Here is a 15,229-nt window from a genome sequence, read left to right on the forward strand (position 1 = left end):
TTCTAGCCGGTGGGCTGTCGCCCTCCGGCAAACCCTCTGGGGGGAACTCAGACCAGCCGCCAACCGACAATGAAGAGCACGGCAGCGAGCACTGTGCGCTGAACGCGCTCATTGACCTGCCCGACGCAAAGGCTGCCAAGCACGATGCCAGGGATCGAGCCGCAAAGCAGCGAAACCAGCATGGGAATCTTGACCGCGCCCAGCCACCAATGCCCCATACCGGCAATGAGCGTCAGCGGCACGGCATGGGCGATATCCGACCCCACGAGACGGGCGGTGCTGAGATTGGGATAGAGCAGGATCAGAACGGTCATGCCGATTGCCCCGGCACCGACCGAAGACAGCGTGACCATCACACCCAGCACAGCCCCCAATATGACGGTCAACGCTGCCGCACTGCGCGCTGACAACTCTCCCGCATGGCGATGCGACCATTCCTGCAATTCCTTGCGAAAGAACACACTTGGCGCGGTGATCAGCAGGGCAACACCTAAGGCCGTGGAGACAAGGCGGGTCGTGTCGTGAGACGGGCTGCCATACCAGTGCAGGAAAACCAGGGATATCACCGTGGCAGGCAGGCTGCCTGCCAGCATGCGCAGCACCACACGCCATTCAACAGCGCCACGATGCCCATGAACCAGCGTTCCGACGGATTTGGTGATCGCGGCATAGAGCAGGTCTGTGCCCACCGCCGCCTGGGGATGCACCTTGAATAACAGGATCAGCAACGGGGTCATGAGAGAGCCGCCGCCGACTCCGGTCATGCCGACCAGAAAGCCGACCCCGAGACCGGAGAGGACGAAAAGCAGATTCAGATCGGCAAGCAATGACATAGGGGGGCCTTGATGGGCGTCGGGTGGCGTGAGGCGCGACTAGGCCATAATTCCGTACAACAATCAACGCTCATAGTGGTTTGAATTTAATGAACGATCCAACATCGTTGTTATTCATGTCCCGCCTTGCCATCTGCGCGAGGCATGCCAATAGTGGCGAAATTCTCAGATTTTGACCGGACGAACCATGCTCGACATCCAGATTCAGGCGCCGTTTCCAATCCTGCAGGGCAAGGGTGCCCCGGAATCGGAACAGACGCTGGTGCTGCTCACCGGACCGGATTTCGATGTGGCGCACGGACCGTTCACCCATCTCGACGCAGCAACGGGCGGGGCACTTCGTCGCGCTGTCGCCATTTCGCGCTTCAAGGGGCAGCGCGATCAGAGCTGTGTACTGCTGGCTCCCTGCGCTGCACTCGCACGTATTGTGCTGATCGGCTGCGGGCCGGAAGACGAACTGGATATCCCGTGCATGGAAGCCGCCGGAGGTCAGGCGGCGCGTGCCGTGCGCGACACGACCCATGCCGATCTTGCCTTCGCCGGTCGATGCGCCGAGTTTGCTGCCCATGCCGCCTATGGCGCTGCACTGGGACGCTACAGCTTCGACCTCTATCACACGGATGAAGCCGAGAACGCGCCGCAGCTTCAGCGCCTGCATTTGGGTGTGGATGATACCGAAACCGTGCGCGTTCAGTGGGAGAGCCTGCAGGCCGTGGCCAAGGGCGTCTTCCGCGCTCGGGATCTGGTAAGCGAGCCGCCCAACGTGCTCAACCCGCCCGAATTCGCCCGCCGCATCGAGACACTGCGCGATCTCGGCGTGGAGGTGGAGATCCTCAACGCTGCGCGTCTACGCGAGCTGGGTTTCGGCGCGCTGCTGGGCGTGGCCCAGGGCAGCGATCAGGAAGCCCGGGTGGCGATCATGCGCTATCGTGGCTCGGAGGAAGCGCCAATCGCTTTTATCGGCAAGGGTGTGACCTTCGACTCCGGCGGTATCTCCATCAAGCCAGCCGCCGGCATGGATGAGATGAAGACCGATATGGGCGGGGCCGCCGCCGTGGTCGGCGCGCTTGAGGCTGTGGCGCGACGCAAGGCCACTACCCATGTGATCGGGGTCGTCGGTCTGGTCGAGAACATGCTGTCAGGCAATGCGCAACGCCCCGGCGACGTGGTGCGCAGCTATGCGGGCAAGACCATCGAAGTGCTCAACACCGATGCTGAGGGGCGTCTGGTTCTTGCCGATGTGCTGGCCTATGCAAAAGAGCGCTTCCAGCCGCGCCTGATGGTGGATCTCGCCACGCTGACCGGGGCCATTGTGGTCAGTCTGGGCCATGTGCGTGCGGGTCTGTTCAGCAATGACGACGCGCTGGCCGGGGCTTTGTTCGAAGCAGGCGAGGCAACAGGTGAGGCTGTATGGCGCATGCCCATGGGCAAGGCCTATGACCGTCAGCTACGCTCGGATATTGCCGATATGAAGAACATCACGGGCCGTCCGGGCAGTTCCATCACCGCCGCCCAGTTTCTAGCGCGGTTCGTCGGCGACACGCCCTGGGCGCATCTCGATATTGCGGGCGTGGCGTGGCGCTCCGATGCGGCACCGCAATGCCCCAAGGGCGCAACCGGTTTCGGCGTGCGTCTGCTCGACGCGCTCGTGCGCCATCACGAGCAGGGAGACACTGCCGCTTCATGAGCGCGATCGGCTTCTATCACCTGACGCGCTCGACGCTGGAAGACGCGCTGCCTCCGCTTCTGGGACGGACGCTCGGTTCAGGGCAGCGCGCCGTGATCAGGTGCCGTGATGCCGTACAGGTCAAGCAACTCGATGAAGCCCTGTGGAAAGCAAAATCCCCCCTTTGGCTGCCTCATGGCAGCCAGAGCATGGGGCATGGTCCAAGACAGCCCATCTGGCTTACAAAGGGCGATGACGTGCCCAATGAGGCGCGTTTTCTGTTTCTGCTCGATGGCGGCATCGATACGGCGCTCGAGCGTTTCGAACGTGTCTTCACCCTCTTCGATGGCAATGACACCCAGGCCGTCAGTCGCGCGCGCAGCTTGTGGAGCAGCGCGAAACAGGCGGGACATGACTTGGCCTATTGGCAGCAGCAGGAACGGGGCTGGCAGAAAGCCGGTTAGGCACAGCCGAAACAGCCCATCCTGCCCTGACAGAGCGAGCCTCGCCCGTGATCGCCCGCCATTTCCTTCCTGCATCCAAAATCTTCCTCCTACGTCATGACATGTTCTGTCTCGAAGTTCACAAGACGCTCATGACCCTGACCTGAGCCCAGGTTCCGCCGTTTCCCTCCCGGACACGGGGCCATGCGACATGCCATTATGGGTGTTGCCCGCCCGTGATGAGGGAGGAACCACCCATGCGTCTCGATGGAAAAATCGTTCTGGTCACCGGTGCGGCTCAGGGGATCGGGCGCGGCATTGCGCTGCGACTGGCCAACGAAGGGGCAAACATTGCCCTTGTGGATCTCAAGACGGAGAAGCTTGAGAGCGTACGCGGCGAGATCGAGGCTCTTGGCCGCAAAGCGAGTGTCTTTGCTGCTGATGTCAGCCAGCGCGATGCAGTCTATGCCGCCATCGATCATGCCGAGACAGCGCTCGGCGGGTTTGATGTGATGATCAATAATGCCGGGATCGCGCAGGTGAACCCGATTGCCGATGTGATGCCCGAGGAGGTCGAGCGCATCTTGCGCATCAATATCCAGGGTGTGCTCTGGGGTATTCAGGCCTCAGCGGCCAAATTCAAGACACGCGGCCAGAAAGGCAAGATCATCAATGCCTCCTCGATCGCCGGGCATGACGGGTTTGCCCTGCTGGGCGTCTATTCCGCGACGAAATTTGCCGTACGCGCCCTCACGCAATCGGCGGCCAAGGAATATGCGAGTTCGGGCATTACGGTGAACGCCTATTGTCCGGGTATCGTGGGTACGGATATGTGGGTCGAAATCGATGAGCGCTTCTCGGCGCTGACAGGCACGCCCAAAGGCGAGACCTACAGGAAATATGTCGATGGCATCGCTCTTGGCCGAGCGCAGACGCCGGATGACGTGGCAGCCCTCGTCGCGTTTCTGGCCAGCGCGGACTCCGACTATATCACCGGCCAGTCGATCCTGACCGATGGCGGAATCGTCTATCGATAAGACCTGCTCTATCGTCGGGGTCTGCAAACCATGCCGACCCCGACAGGCAATTATCCATTCGAGGGGCTCAGCATTCCGGCAGGTTGACGGCGAGCCCGCCCAGCGAAGTTTCCTTGTAGCGCTGGTTCATGTCCCGCCCGGTTTCGGCCATGGTGCGAATGACCTGATCGAGTGAGACGAGATGGGCACCATCGCCATTCAACGCAAGCGAGGCCGCATTGATGGCCTTCACCGCGCCGAAGGCATTACGCTCGATGCATGGGATCTGCACGAGACCCGCTACAGGATCGCAGGTCATTCCCAGATGATGCTCCATGCCGATCTCGGCAGCATCCTCGATCTGTTCGGGCGTGCCGCCCAGGGCTGCCGCCAGCCCCGCCGCTGCCATGGAAGAGGCCACACCGACCTCGCCCTGGCATCCCACCTCGGCGCCCGAAATCGAGGCATTGAGCTTGAACAACCCTCCGATAGCTGAGGCCGTCAGCAGGAAATCACGCATCCCCTGCTGGGTGCTCGCAGGGGGCAACGGCATGCAGTAATCGCGATAATAGCGCAGGACAGATGGAATGATGCCCGCCGCCCCGTTTGTCGGGGCTGTGACCACACGGCCCCCCGCCGCATTTTCCTCATTTACCGCAATGGCGAAGAGGCTGATCCAGTCCATGATCCCATGGGCCGAATGCATATTGGCACGTTCGCGCTCGAGCAGTTTTTCATGCAGGGCGGCAGCGCGACGTCGTACTGTCAACCGGCCCGGCAGGATGCCGGTCTGACCCATGCCACGCGCGATACAGGCCATCATTACGGCGATGATTTCATCGAGATACGCCTCGACTTCCTGCCTTGGCCGCAGCGCACACTCGTTTTCCAGAACAAGCGCTGCGATGCTGAGCCCGCTGTTTCTCGCCTGCTGCAGCAACTCCGCCCCGCTGGTGAAGGGATGAGGCACGGCAGGCTGGGCATAGCCCGCGCTCTCGGTCACGCTCTCGGAAACAATGAACCCACCGCCGACAGAGCAGAAACGCGCGCAATCCAGTACGTTACCGGCCGCATCGAGCGCCTCGAATTGCAGGGTGTTCGGGTGGACAGGTGGGACGGTTTGCCGGTCAAGCACCAGATCATGATCCGGATCGAACGGGATGAAACAGCCCTGAAAACCGATCTGTTTCATCTCGACAACGCGTGACACGATCCCGTCGGCAGCATCAGGATCGACGCTCTGCGGTAACTCTCCGCACAAACCGAGAATAACCGCCTTATCTGTCGCATGACCCTGGGCGGTCCAGGCCAGAGAGCCATAGAGCGTGACATGCAGCCTCGCGACCGCAGCAGGGTCATGGAGCGCTGCCATGAAACGTTGCGCTGCGCGCATGGGGCCGACCGTATGCGAGGAGGACGGACCGATACCGATCTTGAAGAGGTCGAACAGGCTGATCATGCGGGACTCATGGACAAGCCCCCGTATCATGCCAAGTTAACGGCGGGGGATGGGAATAATGACCCGTCATCTCAGGTCTGGACCAGTCGGTCCAGTCCGGTGAGGAATGCACCCTCGAAATCCCTTCTTCAGACCTTAGACTTAGAGCCGGGTGGAGAGCCTCCCCTGAGTCTCACCTGCATGAGAAAGACGGGCAATCATCCCGACATCCACACATAAATGGGCGGCGATCGATTCCACGGACGAGGCCGCAAGCCACTCATGAAGCGAGAGATCGTGGTAATGGTCCGACCGAAAGATTTCGAGGACAGTCAGCATCGTCTGGCCATCATTACGCAGGTAATATCCCTCGGCCCTTGGCACATGTCCGACCTGACCGGGTTTGAGAAAAGTGGTTTGCGGTGAAATACCTGCCGGAACCTGGGTCAGGCTGCCCTCTCCTTCGAGACAGATCGACCAAACGGCGGTATTGAGATGCCAGTGCAGGTCGGTCTGGCTGCTGGGGGAGACTTCGATCAGCGCTGCCGAGAGGGCGTCGGGATCGCAGAAGGCATCTGCCTCGACAACGCGAAGACTGCCCCATGGACGATCGAGGGCAGGCTGGGCCATCAGCCGATGGTGGAACCCCGAACCGCCCTGTGTGTCATCCGCGAAGGGATTGCAGAGCCCGGGATCCGAGGTATTGGCTTCGCGTCCGCCTATGAAGGCGATAACGCTTGCCGCTTGGTCCTCACAGCAATGGAACCAGGCATTTGCGGTTGCGGGTACGCTCCAGACATCGCCAGCCCTGAGCAGATCCCGCAATTGGGCCTCGCCTTTGCGTGGTTCGATCTCGAGTATTGCGGAGCCTGAAACGATCATACCCCAGCCTGCGGCAGGACAATGTTGCGCGCCGCCCTGCCCCGAAGCATCGAGCATGTGATGGTGAACACGCACACCCTCGACACCGAATGGCGCCACCTGTTCCGACCATGACCAGCCCTGACGGGAGTCCGGCCCATCATGACGAGGGCTGGAATGATCCGAGGCGGGACGCCTGTCCCGCAGGCGCGATATCCACCCTGCACCGAAGCCAAGACGCCGTCTGCGAGAAGCATCGGCCTGACCTTCAGTGTGTTCCATTGCCCCCGCACGAAGCAGGCGCTGGAATACATGCTGATCGAAAGACGCCATAACCGGCCTCCCTGTTTACAGGATCAGAGGCTTGGACAGCCTGGTGCTCAGTTTAACGCACCTCCCTTCCGCAGCTGCCTCTCATCACGGAGTCGTGACCGGATTAGCGGGGACGGGGACGAACGCTCTCCGAGATGTGACGCTTGACTTCCAATAATGAAAAGGAAGTTTTCATGAAAACCGTGATTTTTCGTGATCGTCATGAGGTCCCTGCCCTCGGCATGGGAACGTGGAATATGGGGGACTCGACGCAGACACGCGCCGAGGAGATGGCCAGTTTACGCCTGGGCCTCGATTCAGGCCTGTCGGTGATCGATACGGCAGAAATGTATGGAAGTGGCCGATCGGAACGGCTGGTGGGTGAAGCGATCAAGGGTCGGCGCGATGAAGCCTTCCTCATCAGCAAGGTCGTGCCATCCAACGCAACCTATGAAGGCACATTGAAAAGCTGCCAGGCCTCGCTCAGGCGCCTGGGGACAGGTCACCTCGATCTCTATCTCCTGCACTGGCGGGGAAGTGTTCCGCTCGAAGAGACCATCGAGGCGATGGAACATCTCCAGGAGAGAGGCGATATCATTCGCTGGGGTGTCTCGAATTTCGACACACAGGATATGACGGATATCGAAGCCCATACTGTGTCCTGCGCGGCCAATCAGATACTCTATAATCTCGAGGCGCGAGGCATCGATTACGACCTTCTCGCACGCGACGCCGAGAAAGGCGTCGTGTCGATTGCCTATTCTCCACTCGGCCAGGGCGGCTCCCTGCTCGACGATCCAATACTGAAAACAGTCGCACGCAGACATGAGACTGCCTCCGGTCCTGCAACCCCTGCCCAGATTGCGCTCGCCTGGACCCTGAGGCAGGCCAATATTCTCTCAATCCCGAAGGCAGGCACCAGACATCATCTGCAGGAGAATATCGACGCACTCGCCCTCGTTCTTGATGACAGGGACCTTGCCGATCTCGACTCCTGCTTTCCTCCGCCGACGCATAAATCGGCGCTGGAAATGATCTGACCTTCTGTGGAGGTCAGATCATGATTTGATATTCGAAACAATTATATTTGAACGATGCCGATTATTTTATAATATAGAGTTCGAATAATTAATCCAACGAACCGATCCGGAAGGCCTCGCGATGACCCATAAAGAATTCAGGAAATTCGTCGACTCCCATCCGGGTCTTGTCGAGGAATTCAGGAAGGACCGGCGTATCTGGATCTCGCATATTCCATCCGTACAGTTGCGTGATCTGACAGAGCGCCTCGAGCAACTCGTAGGGTGCCCCCTTACCTGTCTGCAACTTGAGCCGGAGCTGGAATTCGTCTTCTTTGACGAGAAAGCTCCCGGAAACAGCGAGAATGAATTGCTCGAGCTCTCCCATGAGCGCGCTGGAGACTGTCTGGGCGCCTGAATAAAGCCGGTCATCCCGAGGGCTAAGGCGGGTCTTTGCTTCGTCCTGCCGGCTAAGGGCTTCCAGCCCCGAAGGGGCCAATGGCAGGAGAACGGGCCAATAAAAGCTCTACCCGCAAGGATTCCGGCGATTGGGAGACGTTCGAAACTGAGCTAGGATAGGACAGGCTCGTCTTCTCACTGTCAGGATCGTACCCTGTTTCCAGTCATTATTCTCGCTTTGCTGCCGGCATGCCTGGCCGTGCGGCTTGTTGCGCAGGAAGGACAAACCCGCCTTGCCCGGGGGCTGGCGCAAGGGGCCCTCGGCGTCCAGATCATCCTTGCCTGCTGCGCGAGTGCATGGGGGCAGGAGGGCACATTGGGGCCGCTCCATCTCGACCCGCTGACATCGTGCTGGATCCTGCTCTGGTCCCTTTCCCGACTGAGCCCTGCCGCCACGCGTACCCCACTTGGTGATGCTTTCGGCGCCCTTGGTCTGCTGTGCCATAGCCATGCCGTGGCGCTTGTCTGTTTCATACCCTGCCTGGCCAAAACATGGCAGTTTGCACCACCATCACCAGCGCGGCGATGGCGTTTGGGGCTGATGGCTCCGGCAGGGGCCTGTCTTGTCGCTGCCGACCTTATCCCCGGTCTGAGTCCTCTCGCTCCCATCGCAGGGCTTGCGATTCTCCCGGCCTTTTCAGCGACGCCTCTGCTGGCCTATTCGCTGTTTGTGCCCGATCTGCTGGTCTCGTCAGGTCAAATCTGGTCCGTCATTCTCATCCTGACGGGTATCACACTCAGTTTTTGCCTGCCGCTGGCGCGCGTTCTCAGCTTCTGGCCCCTGCTCGCGCTCGGCCTGACCTTTGCAGCACGGCTTGGCGGTCTTGCCGATACTGCGCTTGCAGCGAGCGAGGCTTTCATTCTGTCTCTCGCCCTGAACGGGCTCCCTCCCTCCCTTGCGCTGCTGCGAGCGCCTCTGCCTCCACTTGCCGGATTCCTGCCTTTCTGGCTGGCTCTTCACGGGATCAATGGTCTGTCCGGCCTGTCTCCAGCATGGACGGCCGGGGCCATGATCCTGACATTGCTGACCGGGGGCCTGATGGTGCGAGCCTGGCTTTTTGCATGGGACAGCCTTGCTTGGGCCGGATCTGACCCCCAGGGCGCTGCCGGGTCGGGCATGACGTGGTCGGATCATGCAATGCTGCCAGCTCTCACCCTTGGGTTATGTCTCTCGATCTGCCCGGGCCTCCTTCTTGGCGCTGTTCGTGGTGCCGCACTCGATCTTGCAGGTGCCTCACCCGAAATCTGGCGTCACTGGCCTGTCTGGTCGATCGCCGGTGGGGACGGCGCATTCTGGTATCCCGCGCTCGTCTTTCTGATCCCGGCCCTCGTCGCTTCGGCTCTGATCTCCTCTGCCCCGCTTACACCCTACAGGGACGCCCTCTTCACTTTTGGACGCCATGGACCGACCACCGGGAGGTTGCCTGCCTGGCCTCCACCGAACATCAAACTGCGTTTCCCCTGGGGAGTCAGGCGTCTCATTGCCTCAAACCGCTCCCGGAGAGTCCTTCTGACCTGGCTCTCGAGGATGAAAAACGATGAAGCGGGTCTCATGCCTGATGGGTCGCAACCGCCCCCTGCCGGAGGCCGCCTCAGACCAGACGTGAAAGCCGTTCGGCAGGGACTGGCATTCTGGCTCGTCCTGCTTGCCATAGCTCTGGCCTGGCTCGGCTGGACAGCATGATCGCCGGTTTTGCCTTGACCGTGGTGGTCATGGGGCTGCAACTCGCAACGCTCGCTTTCCTCGCTCCATTCCTGACCGATCTGGAGGCGATGGTGGATGCTTTCTGCTCCGGCCGCGCAGGGCCCCTTCCGGGATGGCGATGGCGTCAGATCCGTATGGGGTGGCACCAACGGGCAAACATTCCACCCCTGTCCTGGATGAGCCTCTGCGCAACGATTCTGCCTGCATTCGGTATTCCCCTTGCGAGCACGCTTTCCCTTTTCCGCTTTCTGTCGGAACCGCTTGCCTGCGGCGTTTGTCTGATTTTTTCCTGTGCGCTGGTTTGGGCACAGGCCCTGAACGATGCGCCGACACGATTATTGCAGCTGCATCTGACCGACTCACTGAGCCATGTCGGGCGCGATCTGCTTTTTCTGGTGCCGCTCCTTGCTTTGACAGGAACCCTGATCACCGTGGGACTGCCAGGCGCGGGCGCCCTCAGCGATCTGCTGCAGCAGCGTCTGCTTCAGCCTGCTCCGGCACTTCTGGGTGGCCTTGTTTTCATCGCTGTCGCCCTGCTGCTGATCCTCAACAGGCGTTTCCTGTGTCAGAGCTGGCAAGAGCGGCTTATTGCGGGGGCGACGGGACGCCATCGCAGTTTGCTGCGCTTTCGCCATGATTTTTCAGCCATATGCTGGTACCTGCTGGTTGCTGATCTGATCTGGCCGGATTCTGTGGCCACCGCCTCTGCCTCGATCCGCCATCTGCTGGTGCTATGGTGCCTCGCTGCCCCCCTCAAGCTGGCCTGCCTCGTTGCCGTAGTCACGGGATGGAGGGGGATACGCCCCCTGCCCTCTGCCCGGCTCGCGCTCGTGCTGAGCGGTGCGGCCATTCTGCTGGTCCTTGCCGGGAGGCTTGCTACGTGATCGTCCTGCTCGGCCTGGCCCTGCTGCTCTCTCTGGCCGCGATCGGGCGCGATGCGCGTGTCCTGCCTTTTCACGGCACCTGCGCGGCGGCCTGCGTCTCAGGCATCGGACATGGTGCTCCGGCTCTCATGGCACTTGCCCTTCTGCCCGTCCTTAACGGAGCCGGGATGATCGTCCTGCGCCGGCATGTTGCCTGGCGCGCGGGCGATCTGCGTTCGAGGCGTCAGGCCCAGCAGGAGGCGGGCATGGCGGTTTGCGCGGCAATCGCCCTCGTCCTGCTCACCGCGCTGGCGGCTGCCCCGGGGCTACCGGTGCTGATCTGCATCGGTATTGTGCTTGCCGGGCTGTGTGGCGCGGCGCTCTCGCTCCCCCTGCTGCAACTGACCGGTCTGCTTTGCGCCCTGAACGGGCTGCTTCTGCTCGGCGGGCACGAGCATAACTGGTTTCTGGTTCTGGGAACGGCGTTGGTCTGGATCGGGCTTCTCTCTCTCGGCGGCTGGCTCATGCCACGTCTGGCCTGGTTGCGCACTGAGGGCGATGGCGATCATGGCTGAAACCCTGCATCAGGCCGCCCGCTTCCTCGTCCCGGCCTGGCCGCTTCTGGCCGCGTGCCTGCTGCTCCTGCTGCCTACTGCACGCGCCGCCCAGTCTGCGCGCCTTTTTTCGCTGACGGGGCTCGTGATGACCCTGTGCCTCACGCCCCTTCTGTCAGGACAGGACGGACTGGCACGCTGGGGATGCCTCCTCGCGGGATGCATGCCTTTCCTCACATGGCACCCGGGCCAGAAGCGCTCGGCCGCCTGTCTGAACCTCCTCTCCTGCTTCGTGATCATGCTGGCCCTGTGCAGCCAGAGGGTGTTGCTTGTTGCCTGCCTGACAACCTGCGGGGCGCTGATATTGCTGTTGCAGGAAACGCTCTCGACCGCACGCGCCCGTCTGGCCTGGGAGTCGATGCGTCTGCGTCTTGCGGGGCTCATCCTGACTTTGCTCGGGACGAGCCTGGTTACGCTGAGCCCCGATCCTGACCTCCTCAGGCTTGGCGATCTGTTCTCCGCCGTCGGGCTGTGCCTTGTAGCCGGGCTCGCGGGCTTTGCATCGCCGCGTGATGAAAAAATCTCCGGACCGGAGCTGGCCCTGCCCGATCTGCTTCTGTGTCTGAGCGCGGTTGCTCTGATGCTCCGCTTGCCCGAGCGGCAAATGACTCATCTCGTCCTGACGCTGGCAGGACTTGCAGCCTTGTGGCTCTGTGTCGCGACCCGCCATCAAGGCCCCAGAACCCTCGTTGCACTGGCAACACTCGCCAGCGCCTCCTCGGTCGGACCTGTCCCTGCCATGCTGTTCATGAGCTCGGGCTTTGCGCTTGCAGCTTTACCGGGATTACCCGGGCCAATGCGCGGCTGGGTCCAGGCCGCTCTGCCACCCTGGCCGGGCTTTCCCGCGCTGGGACTCATGCTGGCCGGGATGATGAAAAGCGGGATCACCGTGCCCCTTCTGTCCCTTCTGGCGATCGGAGCCCTTGCCAGTCGCGCGGGGCTGTACTGGGTGCTGCCGCCTTCCTCGCGCGACCGCAGCGTGATTCTGACCCTGATGGTTATCGGAATCGGGATTCCCGTGGCGATCTCCGTGACGGGTTTATCCGGCTGCATCTGGCCTTTGAACTGGATGGCGCCATGACCATGATGGCCGCCATACGGGCCGGTGAACGTGTCACGCCGGACCATTACGCGCTGGATGAGGCCGCATGGCGCGCGATGCTGACCTGCGCACCCGGATGGTTCATCGCCCACTGGTGCGATGACCGCCGCGCCTATGCGCTCTTTCTGGACCAGCACAAGCCACTCATGGTGAGCACCCCGCTCATTGATGGGCGTTATTTCGCGCTTTCTGCTGTCTTGCCCGCTGCCTCCTGGCCTGAACGTTTCGCTCAGGACCTCTGGGGATGCCTGCCCCTGGGCGCTGCGGACACCGAGGCAGCTCTTGATCGCGGGGGATGGGCCAGTGTCTCACCCCTGTCCTCGCGCTCCGTCCCCGCCGATCTGGCGGCCCCCTCCTCCGTATTCGACGAGGCGCTGCATAGCGACATGTCCCCTCTCGCCTGGGGCAGACGCAGTGTCATGCCGGGAGCGGCGCATATCGGGCTCATGCATCACCTTGCGGGCCAGACGCCGGAACAGGCCCTGCGCATGGTGAGCCGTAGCAACGCCGCGAGTTTCGTCGCTGCACCTCTCGCCTATTCGCGTGCCATCGAGAGCGCTCTGGGAATCATACCCTCCGACGAGATACGCGACGCCAGAATCATCCTGTCGGAGATCGAGCGCGTCGCTGTCCATTGCCGTGACCTGGCCCTGATGGCACGGCTGACCGGATTTGCCCTGCTGGCCAGCCATGCGAGCCTTGCGGATGATCTCTGCGCCGCGCTCTGCGCCAATCATGGCGCAACGAGACGCCTGACCGATGCCATCACGCCCGACGGGATTGCAGCGGGTATCGATATCACAGGGCTTGCCCATGCAGTGCACGATGGGCTGATGCCGCGTCTGGCGGTCATGGAGGGACTTCATGCCCAGATGGCGGAGAGACTGGAGGGCGTTGGTTTTCTTGCCCCGGCCAAAGCCGAAATCTTCTGCATTGGCGGGTTGATCGGGCGCGCCTCGGGCCGAACATTCGATTTGCGGCAGCTCGAGGATGACATGCGTCATGTGCCCGGTCGTGCGGGCTCGCGTCTTGCGGGCGATGCCTGGGCGCGACAATGCCTTCGGATGGATGAGATCAGGGATTCCCTGCGTCGTATCGACCGGATCGCCTCGCGGTTTGGCGTCCCTCTGCCCGGTGACATGCATGACGCGCCGGGCAGCGGTGAAGGCATCGGCTCGGCTGAAGGGCCCCATGGCGATATATGGTGCTGGGTACGCCTCAAGGATTCCCGTCTCGATGGAATCATGATTCGCGATCCTGCCCTTGCCACGCTCGGGGTACTACCCGGGCTGATGCAGGACACATGGGAAGACAGAATTGTGCTCGCCTCGCTCGGTTTCGATCCGGGCGGCGCGGAGCAGTAAGGACCCAAGGGTTGTTTCCCCTTTCACGATACCTTCATGTTCCGCTTACCATGGCCGGGCACTCAGGCCTCGACGGCTGCCTCTTTCGAAGTGTCAGGCGATGCGGCGACCGGTTTCGGATCGGGGTGCGGTCGTAACGAACTGATCATGGCACGCCACAGGCGCGTGACGAACATCACGAAGCTGCTTATTGCAGTAGCATAACATGCGCCCGCCAAGGAAAAATGCGCGGTAAGAACGAACAGGACCGGAAAATAGGCCATCGTGATCCATGTGCGGTTGGCCATCAGGAACCCGATCTGACCCATGACCGTCAGCAGGGGCTCCAGCGGCACGACAAGCAGGGTGAGCACCGCCGAGACGAGCATGATCGAGATATAATAGGTCGTGCCGTGCAGATGGATATGCAGCATGAGCGAGAAGATGCGCCCGCCGAAAAAGGCGGCGACGAGCAGGAGGGCAATGGAAACGGCGCAGAGTATGCCGAAGATTTTCCAGGTCAGCCGTTTCAGACCACGCCAGTCATGCCGGTCGCGCATCTTGACGAGTTCTGGATAGAGAACAGGTGAAAGCATCTGGGCCGGGGTTACAATGCCATCGGCAATCTGGCGGCAGATACGGAACACGGCAGCCTCTGCTGAACCCAGAAGCGAGCCGACCACCAGCGTACTGATATGACCCGAAACCGCGCCGAGAGTCTGATTGATGCTGGTGGAGCGCGTGAAGCTCCACATCCCCGGCAATTGCCAGCGCCACTGACCCAGCACCTCGCGCCAGTGCAGCTTGAGCCCGATCTTCTGCCTGAGCGTGGAAAGCGCAAAATACAGGAAAAGCCCGTAATCGATCAGCACCGCGCCGGCCCAGACGAGCACGAAAAAACCGAGTTTGAGATGGAAGAGAAAGCCGATTGCGGTCCCCGCAGTGCGGAAGATCGCTGTGACGGTATCGCTGACCGGAACGAGATGAAAACGCTCGGTCAGGCGCAGAACGCCATTGCTCCATCCGGTATACATGAACGGGCAGATCAGGGCATAGATATAGGCGAGCGTCGTGACCCATCCATCCCAGTGAGCGATATGGCTGTAAAATGTCACGCTGACGATGCCAATGGACATGGCTGCGAGCGCAGACAGAAGATCGAGCCTGATGCAGAACCCGATGATCTGCCCTAGCAGGGGAAGGTCGCGCTGCGCATAAGGCTCGTTGCCATAACGGATGAGCGTCTGCCATGACTGCATGCGTGAAAACGTGGATGCCATGATCCCGAGAGAATGGATCAGGATCAGCAGACCGAATTGCGCCAGTCCAAGCGCACGAACCGCAAAGGCGATATAGGCAAAACTGCAGATCGCCGTCGCGATGCGCCCCAGTGTCAGGAAGCTGACATTGTGGATGATCCTCTTGGCGGCTGTCGGATGCTTCGGCATGGACGGGTTTTGGACGTGCGGCCCTGAAATGGGAAGAGAGGGGATGAAAAAACTTGGGTCATGCCGCACCTTCGGCTTGTGACGAGACCACATGACGCCATCTCTCA

General features: G+C 61.3%; 14 protein-coding genes. 10 read left to right on the forward strand and 4 right to left on the reverse strand.

The window, feature by feature from the left end:
* Window positions 1-47: 47 nt before the first annotated feature.
* Window positions 48-833 carry a sulfite exporter TauE/SafE family protein gene (locus AA0535_RS07085; RefSeq protein WP_264815236.1) on the reverse strand — a complete coding sequence of 262 codons (786 nt, stop codon included), beginning with the start codon at window positions 831-833 and terminating at the stop codon, window positions 48-50.
* A gap of 187 nt (window positions 834-1,020) precedes the next feature.
* Here AA0535_RS07085 and AA0535_RS07090 point away from each other — a divergent pair, with 187 nt between their 5' ends.
* The 3 genes from AA0535_RS07090 to AA0535_RS07100 all read left to right on the forward strand — a co-directional run bounded on the left by AA0535_RS07090 (window position 1,021) and on the right by AA0535_RS07100 (window position 3,979).
* On the forward strand, window positions 1,021-2,520 hold the full coding sequence (locus tag AA0535_RS07090; protein WP_264815237.1) for a leucyl aminopeptidase: 1,500 nt from the start codon (window positions 1,021-1,023) through the stop codon (window positions 2,518-2,520).
* A complete protein-coding gene (locus AA0535_RS07095) occupies window positions 2,517-2,963 on the forward strand; it encodes a DNA polymerase III subunit chi (protein WP_264815238.1) in 447 nt (148 codons plus the stop codon). The genes AA0535_RS07090 and AA0535_RS07095 overlap by 4 nt, the downstream gene beginning before the upstream one ends.
* 236 nt (window positions 2,964-3,199) lie before the next feature.
* Complete coding sequence (locus tag AA0535_RS07100; protein ID WP_264815239.1) at window positions 3,200-3,979, forward strand: acetoin reductase; 780 nt, start codon at window positions 3,200-3,202, stop codon at window positions 3,977-3,979.
* 67 nt (window positions 3,980-4,046) lie between these two features.
* Here AA0535_RS07100 and AA0535_RS07105 read toward each other — a convergent pair whose 3' ends face one another.
* Window positions 4,047-5,417 (reverse strand): L-serine ammonia-lyase, encoded by a 1,371-nt coding sequence (locus tag AA0535_RS07105; protein ID WP_264815240.1) that lies wholly within the window; start codon window positions 5,415-5,417, stop codon window positions 4,047-4,049.
* Between the two features lie 141 nt (window positions 5,418-5,558).
* Window positions 5,559-6,590, reverse strand: coding sequence for a cupin domain-containing protein (locus tag AA0535_RS07110; protein WP_264815241.1), 1,032 nt, complete (start codon window positions 6,588-6,590; stop codon window positions 5,559-5,561).
* Window positions 6,591-6,763: 173 nt separating this feature from the next.
* On the opposite strand from AA0535_RS07110, the gene AA0535_RS07115 reads away from it, so the two are divergent.
* The 7 genes from AA0535_RS07115 (at window position 6,764) to AA0535_RS07145 (ending at window position 13,695) form a co-directional block, all read left to right on the forward strand.
* Window positions 6,764-7,609, forward strand: coding sequence for an aldo/keto reductase (locus tag AA0535_RS07115; protein ID WP_264815242.1), 846 nt, complete (start codon window positions 6,764-6,766; stop codon window positions 7,607-7,609).
* Between the two features lie 121 nt (window positions 7,610-7,730).
* On the forward strand, window positions 7,731-8,006 hold the full coding sequence (locus AA0535_RS07120; protein ID WP_264815243.1) for a hypothetical protein: 276 nt from the start codon (window positions 7,731-7,733) through the stop codon (window positions 8,004-8,006).
* Window positions 8,007-8,246: 240 nt separating this feature from the next.
* A complete protein-coding gene (locus AA0535_RS07125) occupies window positions 8,247-9,731 on the forward strand; it encodes a hypothetical protein (RefSeq protein ID WP_264815244.1) in 1,485 nt (494 codons plus the stop codon).
* Window positions 9,728-10,636, forward strand: a complete 909-nt coding sequence (locus tag AA0535_RS07130) for a hypothetical protein (protein ID WP_264815245.1) — start codon at window positions 9,728-9,730, stop codon at window positions 10,634-10,636. Before AA0535_RS07125 ends, AA0535_RS07130 begins: the two co-directional genes overlap by 4 nt.
* On the forward strand, window positions 10,633-11,190 hold the full coding sequence (locus tag AA0535_RS07135; RefSeq protein ID WP_264815246.1) for a hypothetical protein: 558 nt from the start codon (window positions 10,633-10,635) through the stop codon (window positions 11,188-11,190). The genes AA0535_RS07130 and AA0535_RS07135 overlap by 4 nt, the downstream gene beginning before the upstream one ends.
* Window positions 11,183-12,310, forward strand: coding sequence for a hypothetical protein (locus tag AA0535_RS07140; protein ID WP_264815247.1), 1,128 nt, complete (start codon window positions 11,183-11,185; stop codon window positions 12,308-12,310). Before AA0535_RS07135 ends, AA0535_RS07140 begins: the two co-directional genes overlap by 8 nt.
* The gene (locus AA0535_RS07145) at window positions 12,307-13,695 is read left to right on the forward strand and encodes an NADH-quinone oxidoreductase subunit D-related protein (protein ID WP_264815248.1); all 1,389 of its coding nucleotides are present in this window, start codon (window positions 12,307-12,309) and stop codon (window positions 13,693-13,695) included. The genes AA0535_RS07140 and AA0535_RS07145 overlap by 4 nt, the downstream gene beginning before the upstream one ends.
* 62 nt (window positions 13,696-13,757) lie before the next feature.
* On the opposite strand, the gene AA0535_RS07150 is transcribed toward AA0535_RS07145, so the two are convergent.
* Entirely contained in the window at window positions 13,758-15,122 is a 1,365-nt protein-coding gene (locus tag AA0535_RS07150) for a lipopolysaccharide biosynthesis protein (protein WP_264815249.1), read from the reverse strand.
* Window positions 15,123-15,229 lie beyond the last annotated feature (107 nt).

This window comes from Asaia krungthepensis NRIC 0535 (genome assembly GCF_025995175.1).
In the GTDB taxonomy this organism is placed as follows: Bacteria; Pseudomonadota; Alphaproteobacteria; order Acetobacterales; family Acetobacteraceae; genus Asaia; species Asaia krungthepensis.